Annotated in this window: 12 protein-coding genes; 6 read left to right on the forward strand and 6 right to left on the reverse strand. The window is 43.3% G+C overall.

The genetic code is table 11. The features are described 5' to 3' along the window. The first annotated feature begins 278 nt into the window (after positions 1-278). Complete coding sequence (locus ACPK8D_RS09935) at positions 279-1,292, forward strand: DHHA1 domain-containing protein (RefSeq protein ID WP_424717691.1); 1,014 nt, start codon at positions 279-281, stop codon at positions 1,290-1,292. 205 nt (positions 1,293-1,497) lie between these two features. Then, positions 1,498-2,127: a GTP-binding protein EngB gene (gene engB / locus ACPK8D_RS09940; RefSeq protein WP_424717692.1), complete on the forward strand. Its 630-nt coding sequence runs from the start codon at positions 1,498-1,500 to the stop codon at positions 2,125-2,127. Positions 2,128-2,292: 165 nt separating this feature from the next. Here the strand turns inward: engB and ACPK8D_RS09945 are convergent, their stop codons facing one another. The 4 genes from ACPK8D_RS09945 to ACPK8D_RS09960 form a co-directional block, all read right to left on the reverse strand. After that, positions 2,293-3,999: an ATP-dependent DNA ligase gene (locus tag ACPK8D_RS09945; RefSeq protein WP_424717693.1), complete on the reverse strand. Its 1,707-nt coding sequence runs from the start codon at positions 3,997-3,999 to the stop codon at positions 2,293-2,295. 63 nt (positions 4,000-4,062) lie between these two features. Further along, complete coding sequence (locus tag ACPK8D_RS09950) at positions 4,063-5,058, reverse strand: homoserine dehydrogenase (RefSeq protein ID WP_424717694.1); 996 nt, start codon at positions 5,056-5,058, stop codon at positions 4,063-4,065. A gap of 26 nt (positions 5,059-5,084) precedes the next feature. Continuing rightward, positions 5,085-5,588, reverse strand: coding sequence for an amino acid-binding protein (locus ACPK8D_RS09955; protein ID WP_424717695.1), 504 nt, complete (start codon positions 5,586-5,588; stop codon positions 5,085-5,087). A gap of 390 nt (positions 5,589-5,978) precedes the next feature. Continuing rightward, complete coding sequence (locus ACPK8D_RS09960) at positions 5,979-7,016, reverse strand: helix-turn-helix transcriptional regulator (RefSeq protein ID WP_424717696.1); 1,038 nt, start codon at positions 7,014-7,016, stop codon at positions 5,979-5,981. Positions 7,017-7,231: 215 nt separating this feature from the next. Between ACPK8D_RS09960 and ACPK8D_RS09965 the strand changes: the two genes are divergently transcribed. Together ACPK8D_RS09965 and ACPK8D_RS09970 are read left to right on the forward strand one after the other, a co-directional pair. After that, positions 7,232-8,263 carry a chromosome segregation ATPase gene (locus tag ACPK8D_RS09965; RefSeq protein ID WP_424717697.1) on the forward strand — a complete coding sequence of 344 codons (1,032 nt, stop codon included), beginning with the start codon at positions 7,232-7,234 and terminating at the stop codon, positions 8,261-8,263. 133 nt (positions 8,264-8,396) lie between these two features. Continuing rightward, entirely contained in the window at positions 8,397-8,663 is a 267-nt protein-coding gene (locus tag ACPK8D_RS09970; protein ID WP_424717698.1) for a hypothetical protein, read from the forward strand. Between the two features lie 40 nt (positions 8,664-8,703). Here the strand turns inward: ACPK8D_RS09970 and ACPK8D_RS09975 are convergent, their stop codons facing one another. Continuing rightward, a complete protein-coding gene (locus tag ACPK8D_RS09975; protein ID WP_424717699.1) occupies positions 8,704-9,030 on the reverse strand; it encodes a phasin family protein in 327 nt (108 codons plus the stop codon). A 455-nt stretch (positions 9,031-9,485) separates the two neighbouring features. Between ACPK8D_RS09975 and ACPK8D_RS09980 the strand changes: the two genes are divergently transcribed. Further along, entirely contained in the window at positions 9,486-9,785 is a 300-nt protein-coding gene (locus ACPK8D_RS09980; protein WP_424717700.1) for an Hsp20/alpha crystallin family protein, read from the forward strand. 233 nt (positions 9,786-10,018) lie between these two features. Further along, a complete protein-coding gene (locus tag ACPK8D_RS09985; RefSeq protein WP_424717701.1) occupies positions 10,019-10,567 on the forward strand; it encodes a rubrerythrin family protein in 549 nt (182 codons plus the stop codon). Between the two features lie 314 nt (positions 10,568-10,881). Here ACPK8D_RS09985 and ACPK8D_RS09990 read toward each other — a convergent pair whose 3' ends face one another. Then, positions 10,882-11,145, reverse strand: coding sequence for a hypothetical protein (locus ACPK8D_RS09990; protein WP_424717702.1), 264 nt, complete (start codon positions 11,143-11,145; stop codon positions 10,882-10,884). Between the last annotated feature and the right edge of the window lie 108 nt (positions 11,146-11,253).

The following is an 11,253-nucleotide window of genomic DNA, read 5'->3' on the forward strand; positions in this document are numbered from 1 at the left end:
CCTTAAGGCTCATTTGAGTAAAAAAATGGTAAAATTTAGCAATATGAAACTGATATTCCATGATCTTCCGAAAGTGAAAAAAATCGATGTCTGAAAGTAAAAAGTATGAAAGTAAAAAATAGATATCTGGAAGAGGAAGAAGCAGGGGCTCAATACTGCTTGCAGTTAGAAAAAGGATACTGATAGAAAAAGAACCTGCTGTTGGAAAAAGATAATGTTGGAAAAAGCGCCGCAGATATAAAAGGAATGGAATTTTTTCGGAAAAAAAGGAGCAAAGTATGAAAGAACTCGAGAACCGGCTTAAAGCGAAAACTTTAATCCTTACCCACGGGGATTCGGATGGGATCTGCTCGGGTGCGATTGCAAAAACTGCTTATCCGGATGCTTATGTGTATTTCACAAGCCCGGTTAGCCTTCTTGACAAATTAAGGCTTATAGAGGATGTGAAAACCCTTATTATCTGCGATATTGCAATCGATGAGAGGAACTGCTCCGAGCTGCACGCAGTACTTAACATATTTGCGAAAAAATGTAATCTTTACTATATTGACCATCACCCTCTTCCGAAAAGCTGTGAAAAAGAAAACTGGTTCTATCATGAGCTTGAAGCCTGCTCTTCAGAGCTGACCTACAGGGTCTTTGAGAAGCGCCTTAACAGGGACATGCGAAGGATAGCAATTTACGGAGCGATAGGGGATTTTTGCGATAATACTGCGCATGTAAAGAGCTGGATTAAAGATTGGGATAAAAGAAACCTTTATTTCCAGGCAGGAACTCTGACCCAGGCTGTCCTGTATAAGGGAAAGGAGTACGAATTCAAGAGAAACCTGATCGAACCCCTCTCAAAGGATATTATTCCTTCAAACATTCCTCAACTGCTTGAACTTGCCAGGGAAGCCGCTATCAACGAGGAGAAAATAAGGCTTTTTGTTAAAGAAAATGTGAAAGTCCTGAAAAACAGTGCGTATATTGTAAATACAAACAATTCCATTTCAAAGGCAGCGATCTACGCAGCCTCCTACGGCAGGCGGGAAGTAGGGATTGCAGCCGAATACCGTGAGAGAAAAGAGGCTTATGATCTGAGTATTCGTTCCAGGGGAGAAGTCAACGTAGACCGGCTTCTCCGTTCAGTCGCCCCGAGATTCGGAGGAAGCGGTGGGGGACACCCTCTTGCGGCAGGCGCCCGAATCCCTGAGAATTCCCTTGACGCATTCCTCAGGGCTTTCGATAAGGAACTCGGGAAGGAACATGAAATAAAAATAATGGAAAATAGCAACAGAAGCCCTGCTTGACCACAACCGCTGAGCCGCAACCGCTGAGCCGGTTGATCACGCCGACAATGTCGTTTTCGGTCAAGCCTTTTCGCAAAAGGGTTGCGTTGCGCCTGTTGATCACGCCGGTATGTCATTTTAGATAAAGCATGGTTTTTGATCAAACTTTTTCTGAAAAAGTTTGCGATCAAGCCTTTTTTGAAAAAATTTGAGGAGGTAAAAAACAATGGAAACCAGTAAAACTGCAGCTGAAAGCGGAATAAGCTTTGAGATCATCTTTGTGGGCCGCTCAAACGTGGGAAAATCTTCCCTTCTAAGAGAGCTCTTCGGGGCGAAAGTAAGGGTTGGGAGACGCCCTGGCGTTACCCTGCGTCCCAGACATGCCCAGGCATCGGACCTTCTTATCACGGATATGCCTGGATTCGGCTTCATGAGCGGAGTGAAAGACCGGAAACAGGACATCGTAAAAGACCAGACAGTACGCTATATTGAAAAGAATGCCGAAAGAATCAAAATCGGAGTTCTCGTAATAGACGGCCCGGCTTTCCCGCAAATCGTTGACCGCTGGGACTTGAAAGACCAGATCCCGGTAGATATTGAGATGTTCGATTTCCTGAGGGAGGTAGGAATTGACACTATTGTTGTTTCAAACAAAATGGACAAAGTAAAAGAAAACGAGTATGACCCTCTCCTTGACGAGATTGCAGTCCGTCTCGGGCTTGAGCCGCCCTGGCAGAACTGGAAGCATATTATAGCCCCTATCAGCGCCAAGAAAGGAGACTTGAAAGCCATAAAGGGTTTACTTCGGGACAGGCTGCACGAAATGAAAAGGGACGACCTGTTCAAGTATGTTTGATTCCGATTTTCAAGCAGGCCAGTTTATTGCTTTATTTCAATCGTTTTAAAAAATAGTAAGGATAGAGCCATTAGAATCTTCAGACTATTCAGAGGTTTCGGATCAACCCAGGGACTTGAGCTGTTAACAGAAGCTCTAAAGCGGTTTTAGAACATTTAAAGCTGTTTACATCCTTTTCAACTGCTGGCTGTATACCTTTCCGATCCGCTGGATTGTATCGGCTTCGTCTGGGTCTTTATCGTCCCGGATGCGGATAAAGCGTGGGAAACGCAGTGCAAAACCCGAGTCGTAATTGGGGCTTTTCTGGATTTCTTCAAAGGCGATTTCAAGGACTATTTTCGGCCGGATTGCAAATACTCCGCCTGCTTCTCCGCCTTCCATGAGGCCCGACAGCATCTCTGTGAGCTCCTTTAGCTGATCGTCGGTCAGGCCGGTCCCAACTTTGCCGACCTGGAGAAAACGGCCGGTCTCGGGGTCATAACAGGCAACCGTGTAAGAGCCTATAAGGTTTGCACGCCTGCCAAAGCCCCATTCGGCTCCCACGATTACAAGGTCAAGGGTTTCCATAAGAGGCTTTTTCTTAAGCCAGTTTTTGCCGCGCTTGCCTGGGGAATAAAACGAATTCGGGTTTTTGACCATGAGGCCCTCATGCCCGGCTTTTAAGGCTTCCCTGTAGATCTTTTCTATAAGCTCGAGGTCTCCGGTTATTACCTGCTTGTCCACGCAAATAGATTTTGAATCCTCAACCGAGCTTTCCACGCAGGATTCAAGCGCTTTTCGCCGCTCAATCAGAGGCAGGTCGATCAGCGTTTTGCCGTTTAAGTACATAATGTCAAAAAGGTTGAGCTGAATAGGAATTCCAAGGGCTTTTTCCTCCACATCGTACTTGCGCCGGAAACGTTTAAGGATTTCTTGAAATGCCCTGGGCTTACCGTTTTCGTCCACTGCGACGGCTTCCCCATCAAGGATTGCTGATTCGGCTTTTACATGTTTGCGGACTATTTCTACAAGGTCAGGAAGGGAATTTGTGACATTCTCAAGCTTGCGTGAAAAAAGCGCAACCGAATTTCCGGCCTTATGGATCTGGACCCGTGCCCCATCGAATTTCCATTCGATTGCAGCCTCCTTCATTTCTCTGATATCGGCATCTATCTCAGGGCTGATCTGCGAGAGCATCATCTTGATAGGGCGGTTGATTTCAATCCCGAGGTGTCCCAGGGCTTCCGTTCCGCCGTCCTTCGCAGTTGCAGCGACTATCCCGAGGTCGTTTGTAACCATAAAGGCATGCTCGGCCACATCCGCAGGCACGGAAAAAGCTTTTGCAATTGCGTCTCTTACAACGCCTTCACCAACGCCGATTCTGAGTTCCTCAAGCGCAAGCCTGGAAATATATTTTGCTTCCCTCGGGGTTGAGGAATTGAAGAGAAACTGAAGGTTTTTTATCTTAATATCCTGCGAGCCTTTCCCTGAGGCTTCGGAGGCGATCTTGAAGCGTTTATAAACCTCCGTTATTGAGAGTTCGGGCTGTTCTTCGAGAAAAGAAGAGAAAGTAACCTGATTTTTTCTTTTTTCCTTAAGGATAAGCAGGGCTGTATCCCCGATATCTCCGGTAGTCCGGATAAGAGATTCTATGCTCTTTACAGCCATTCCCGAGGCTCTGGAAAGGGCAACATATAGCAGGCTTGTGCCAATCCCCAATTGTTCTCCACTCCAGGCCGGAAAAACCTCACTCATAATAAAATGAGTTGCAATGGGCAGCTCTTCTACATCAACCTTTTTAAGAAGGTCGGCAACCCGGTTTGTAGTATCAATAGTACTCGAGATTTTTTCAATCGCCTGGCAGGTTTCTGAAAATTCCCTGAAACTTGTCATGATCCACGCAGCTTTTCAATTTGTTTTTTTCCGAATTCGGGCAAAACCTGAATTCTTAACCTATCAGTTCCCGTAAATTGCGATCAGATCGCTGAGAATCGCACTTGCGGTCTCAACCGGACCTGCACCTTTGCCCGTAACCGTAATTTCTCCTGCAAGTTCGGTATCTACCGACGCTACATTCAGGGTCCCTCCGACTGCAAGGGGATGGTTGATAGGTACAAGCCTGGGGGCTACATGAATTCTTTCCCTGCTGACTTCCCCTATGAGTTTAATCACATGCCCTCTTTCATAAGCCATCTCCAGGGCTTCAGGCGTGACTTTCGTAATTCCTGTAACTTCAACGTCGTTATAAGTAACATCAAGTCCGAAAATCGCGTTGGCAAGAATGACAAGTTTGCAGGCTGTATCGATTCCTTCCACATCATATGTGGGGTCGGTTTCAGCAATCCCCAGCTGCATCGATTCGGCAAGAATGTCATTGTAGCTTGCCCTTTCCTCCAGCATCCTTGTCAGGATATAATTACAGGTCCCATTCAGAATTCCTTTGATGCTTTTAACCTTATTGCCTGCAAGCACCTCGTTTGCCAGGTTGACAATAGGCATTGAACCGCCGACTGTCGCTTCGAACCTGAAATGCGAACCTGCTGCCTTTGCGGCTTCCGTAAGTTCCCTGTACTTGAGGGTAAGGGGCCCTTTATTGGAGGTAATAACGTCTTTTCCGGTTTGGAAGGCTGCAAGCATGTTTTGCAGGCCTGCTCCGCCGGTTCGTATATTCGTAGGTGTGGTCTCGATTACCAGCTCGTGGGCTACGGATCGGATGACCTCGACTCCGGAAAGGTTTTCAAGGGCTACCGTCCCATCTGTTCTCTTCCTGGTAAGGCAGTCGGCAAGGTCCACGCCTTCAGGATTAACAGTCGCGCCCTTTGAATCCACAATAGCAACCACTTTTACGTCCAGCCCGATACTTTCAAGATACTCTTTTTTCATAAGGAGTACTTCGGCCACACCCTGTCCGATTGCACCGAACCCGAGAATGGAACAGTACACTGTTTTCATATTTTCAAATCTCCTAAAACTATTTTTCAGGCCTGGATATCAATTGGAAGAACCATAAGCAGGTCTTTTTTTGCCGAGACATCTTTGAGGATGGAAAGGGCCCTTTGCAAATCGTTTTTACCGACAGCATCGATTTTCATGAGGGCTGAAGAAAGCATATTTATACCGGGCATGGAAAGGGAAAGGTCCACAACCTCGGCAAAGCCGGTCTTGTCAATCTCGTCAATCGTATCCTGGATCCCTGTATGGACCACATGCCCTATGAGCACAACGTTTATGCTTTCCCTGAAACGGTGTTCTCCGACTCTCACTACTCTAATTCCGTTTTCTTCCAGTTTCGCCTTTATTGTCTCAATGCTTTCAGGCCTGGTTTCAAGTACAAGCTTTACGGGCACCGTTTTTCTGGGGGTTCTCTTCTGATGGTGATGTACTACTGTTATCAGGTTAGCCTTGCATTCCGAAAGAGGCTGGAGGGCTAAAAGCATCTGCCCGGGTACATCTTTTAACTCAATGTCCATGGAAACTCGCATGTTGTCCCTCGCACATTTTTTAATAATCCCTTGTGTAATATAATAATTTACGAATCTATAATATTCATGTCCAGCAGCTTACTGTCAGGGGTAAAGTAATATATCAGAGTATCCGATTCCAATCCAGCGTCTAGCCTCTTAAACCTGATTTTTTATCAACCTGATTTCCAGATCCGTTCTCGCGAAGCGAGGCCTTGCTACCCTGATGTGTTATAAGCATATTTTTGTCCAGTAAATAATTTCTGGGGCATAAGAGATCAAAAGGGGTATTCAAATATACCGCATACTCCAAATATTGTTAACCCTTTCTGCTGCTTAGTAGATTAGTTAAGTTATATAGTTTACTGTTTATGGCCCTTCAAAAAAGACTTTATAGGGTACGATATCCGCTTACTCCTTCTTGCTTTCACGCTCTTTCTGCCTGGAGATGTGCATGTCCGGAATACGGATTATGTTTCCCCTTCCTCTTTTGAATTTCTCAATGAGCCCACGCTCCTCAAGGTCCGAAAGCATAAGACTGACTTTGGACTCCGAATAGGGGGATTTTTTTCGCAGTTCTCTCTGGGTGATTCGATTTCCGCTAGCTCGGACCATCTCTAGAAGTTCTTTGAGATCGTCCGGAAGATTAATTTTTGAATGTCTTGAGGCTCCTGAACTCGGTTTATCCGATTCCTCTTCATGAAGAGAAGAATTACGGAGATCCTGAACTTCTTCTGTAGATTTGCGTCTCTGCTGTAAAGATTTATCAGTCTCGGGAATCTCTTCGGACTTTTGATTAAATTGCTCAGAGCTCACTTCCGGAATTCCAGCAATGTTTTCTGCTGAATCGGTTTCAATCTCTTCAGAAAATATTGCATCCTTTATAGGGTTTCCAGGCTCCAGCAGGTATGGCTGTCTGTCTCCCTGAGGAAAATGAATCGCTGTCGATCTTTCGCGCCTCTTTTTTAAAAAGTAGCCAGCCAGCAACAGGACTATTAAAGCCAGGAAAGCTGAAACTAAAGCGGTATATTGAGAGCCTGGTGGGGATCTGGGCCCTGTCTCTTCATAATCCAGAATGGGGGCTTCAAATTCATCCTGGTTCAGAAGCTCCTCATCATAGGGTGGTGGGAACAGGAGAAGGTCGTGTACATACTCTCCTTCATCTGAAATCACAACTTCTTCCTGAGCTATATAAACGATCCTGTTTCCTTCAAGATAGCTGGCGTTTATCGTATAGTTCCCGGGAGTTAGGTTGAAAGAATAATGCGAATCCGTTGCGATAAAGTTCTGTTCCGGAGTAGAATTGATCTCTACAACTGAGTTATTAAGAGGTTTGAAGGTATGCCATTCGTAAACTGTCCCGTGAATCGTGGCCGCAAATGCATTCCCCTGAAAGACTATAATGAGAAACAACACAAGTGCGAACCTGCAGAGCTTTCTAAAATTCACGCAGTGTTAAATGGGTTTTTAACATAAATGTTTTACTTTTCTTAATGAAGAGACGCGAAAAAACAGATAAACATTAAAGCTTTATCAAGCAAGCAGGGAGTTTATCAAGCTTGAAAACTCATATCTGTCTGTTAATAAGACGTATTCGGAAAAGAATGCTTATATTTACCTTAATCCATATGACAGTGTAATAACTTATAAACGGAGGCAGTCAGATGAGAAAATCAAGAGCTTTGCGATATCTGGCCTGTTTTACGATCATATTGACATTACTCAGTTTGCTGCCAGGAGGCTCCCTCGCTGCCAGAGACTCTTCTGAACACGGAAATAGCAATCCGAATCAGTATATGCGTGAAGAGGCCCGCAGTTCATACAGAAATGAGACCAACAACATGAGTGGGGCCAGCAGTTCTGAATCCGGCGCCAGACAGGAGCAGAAAAATCTCAGCGTAAAAAACGGGAATAAAATTTCCGAATACAAACAGGAAAGAAAACAATTAGAGGAAGAACTACGGTTTCATAAGCAAGAATACATGGAAGCAAAAGGAGATTTTCTCAAGATCAGGAATCGTATTCGGGCAGAAGAACTTGATCCTGACTCCGAAGAGGCTCTAAATGCCACAAAGCTCTACCTTAACTCAAGTATTAACTATATGATAGCTCATCTTTCAAATATAAAGAGCAACATGGCATACTCAAACGGGAACGGAACAGAAGAAAAAATTATTGTCATAGATGAAAAGATTAAATTGCTTGAAGTTGAGAAGACAAACATTGCAAATGCATCAAGTCAGGAAGAGCTTGTGGCCATAGTCAGGTCCGTGCGTGGAGTATGGAATAATGCCGAGAAAACCAGCCTTGCAGGCGCAGGGCAGACTGTCAGCGAGAAAGTAGGAAAGTTCCTTAAAGAATCCGAAAACCTCTCTGAAAAACTTGGAGCAAAAGTCGAGAACCAGAAAGAAACAGGCGTTAACACAGCTGAACTTGAGACCAAACTTGCCAGTTATATTTCCTATATAAAATCCGCGCAGGAGAAGAAAGAAGCAGCAGATTCCATCTACAATGGTGAGAACGTCAGCCGGGAAGATTTGCAAAAGGCGAATAATTACCTTCGTCAGTCCCTCAATGATATCAGCAAGGCAAATAAGATACTCAGGGAAATTTTCGGCGAGCTAAAGGATTACGAAATTGAAGGAGACAACGGAACTGAAGTAAAAAATATAACGGAACCGATGTCAAAAATGTAACGGAATTTAAATTGAAAATATACGGAATTTAAGAAGAGCAGCCTGAAAACTGTACAAAGGGAAAAATCGTATCTCAGGGGATGAGACTGGAAAAACTTACTGAAGGAAAATTACATAATTGAGGAGGCAGAAAATGGTTAAATTCGCTCACCTGCTCGTACTGTCAGCTTTAATTATCTGGCTTGCAGGATCCGGTTGTGTTGGGAACGGTACATCTGAAGTAGAAAAGACAGGGGTAAACCCAAACGCCGTCGAGGCAGGAAATGGGTCACCGGCTGAATATCTGGAAATGGGACTTACACAGGCCGAAATCCAGGAGCTTGATTCTGATATGGAAGAGCTTCAAGTCTTGCTTGAAAATGCAAGCCCTGAAGAAGAGATAGTAATCGAAGAAATATGAAATGGAAAGGAAGGAGGTGAAAACCCCTGAAAAATCGTTTTCACTTAAAAAACATCTTTTCTTTGTTTTTAATTCTCTGAATTTCATCTTCCAGTTTCTCTATCCTGGATTCAAGTTCGTGCATATCTTTTTTAGCAAAGACGTCAGCTTTTGAGACCGATTCCTGAATCTTCTCAGAGATTTTCTTTTCAAGATCAAGCTTCTGCTTTTTTCTTTCATCCAGCATATCTTGGATAACTTTTTTACCTTCTTCCTTACTGATGTCTCCTTTATCGACAAGCTCCTTTACAAGGTCGTTTATCTTATCTTCGGTTACTGCCCAGAGGCCGGCTCCTATAAGCCCGAGTTTTCTGACGGATTCTCTCATGTACAAACACTCGCTTTTGATTATCAATATGGAAAAAGCTTATATTAAAATAATCTTAAAATGATCTCACGTGAAAATAATTAATTGATATGATCCCCAAAGGTGTATTAAAGTTCCCCTACCGGGAAGAGTAAATATAGAAAGAGTAAATATAGAAAGAGTAAATATATAATATGTTTACATCTGATATCTTTTCTGTTTTTCTATGTGATCATATTCTATTTGATACGCTCTGCTTTTATGGGATTTTACTTCTTTCCTATGGAGTTCTATTTCTGTTTTCCTTTATTCTTTCCATAAGCCTGTGAATTTAAGCCAGCTTCCAGATCAGGTCGGCCTGTAAATTAAAATCGAGATAATGAATCACTTTGCAGTCATTTTAACGTTAACAGATTAATTAACCGAAAGAAAATATATAAATATATTAATCGGTGATGTTATTTGGGGGTAATTTAATGGCAGACACTTTAAAAGTTTCACCATCTATATGTGCATATCCTGACGACAAGTACGAAAACCTTGAAATTGAAGTAGTCCTTCCGGGAGTGGAAAAGAAAGACATTTCTTTTAAGATCACCGAAGACGGCTTTTATGTAAGAGCTGCCAAGGAAGGGGTCGAATATGCGGACAGCTACGCAATCTGCTGCCCGGTAGTCCCTGAAAAGGCGGTAGCCAGGTACTCAAACGGTGTACTTAAAGTTACAGTACCTTATGAGCAGCCTTTTGAAAAAGCAGTGGATGTAAAAATCGAGTAAGTTAACCGGGAATCAAGCAGTTGAACCGGGAAATCCGGAATTAAACCTGAGATTATTAAACCTCAAGCTGTTTAGATAATTAAACCTCAAGCTGTTTAAAGAGGGACATTTGCAGCTTAAACCACAATATTGGTTATAGACTTTCTTGCTTTTGATTCTGTTCCCCAACTGCGTAAGTCCGGAGTATATAAATAGTTAAATCAGTTAAATCCTGTTAAAAAAGAGGTTTTCAAATGAAAAAAATGACAGAACAGCATCTTATCAATGCATTCGGAGGAGAAAGCCAGGCACATATGAGATATTTACATTTTGGAAACCAGGCCGAAAAAGAAAAATACAGTAATGTAGCCCGCCTGTTTCGTGCAATTGCCCATGCCGAATATATACATGCAGGAGACCATTATCGGGAGTTAAGGCATCTCGAGGGGGGATTTGTCGCAAATAGCATGGCAGCTTTTGGCCCCGGGGATTCCATAAAAAACCTCAAACTGGCCATTGCCGGTGAGACCTTTGAAATTGAGGAAATGTATCCTGTATACATAGAAGTAGCAAAATTCCAGGGAGAAAAAGGCGCACAGAGAAGTTTTGAATGGTCATATGCCAGTGAAAAACTACATAAACAGTTTTTTGAAAGGGCACTGGAGTGGGTTAATTCAGAAAAGGATGTCGAACTCGGCCCTATTCAGGTTTGCGAAGTATGCGGATATACCCTTGAAGGAGAAGCACCTGACAGGTGCCCCGTATGTGGCGCATTAAAAGACAAATTTACTACGTTTAAATAATGCTTGATAAGTGCTTATCCTGTATCGGTTAATTCTGACAGGCGAGTTTCTCTACCGCAGGGCCGGTATGACTTATTGCGAAGTCATTTTCTGAAAAGGTCATTTTCTGTATTATCTTTCTTACTGGCACCCTTTCCGGATTAAACTCCCTATTTATTATTTTGCTGGAAGCTATCAGTCCAGAAATAGGTTCCGGAACCTATCAGTCCAGGAATAAGTTCCCTGTCTGGTAAAGACTCATTTATCGACGGATTTAAAAGTCAGGTTTACGAAAATCCTGTGGAACCGTTCCGGAACCGCTCTGCCAGAAGGATTCACTCTGGAATTTTATTGCTTTTTTCCTTGTTTTCAAGCCAGTCCGCAATTTTGGGCCAGAGCGACAGCGAGATTATCATGGAAATCACAAAAACAAAAATCGAGCCCGCAGCCATATCTACCTGGGTATAGGCCATTTCTCCCCTTGAGATATTGGTTAAAAGAGCCCCGGAAAGGAAAAGGACAACAAGCATTATCGAGGTGGCAAGACTTAACAGAAACACTATTCTGGGTCTGTTGTCCTCGGATCCGAATTTTACCATACAACTCTCCTTTTTGACTCTAAGCTTAACTTTCCTGTTTAACGATCTGTTTAACTATCCTGTTTAACTATCCTGTTTAACGGTCTGTTTAACTATCCTGTTTAACTT

Source organism: Methanosarcina sp., assembly GCF_049706645.1.
Classification (GTDB): domain Archaea; phylum Halobacteriota; class Methanosarcinia; order Methanosarcinales; family Methanosarcinaceae; genus Methanosarcina.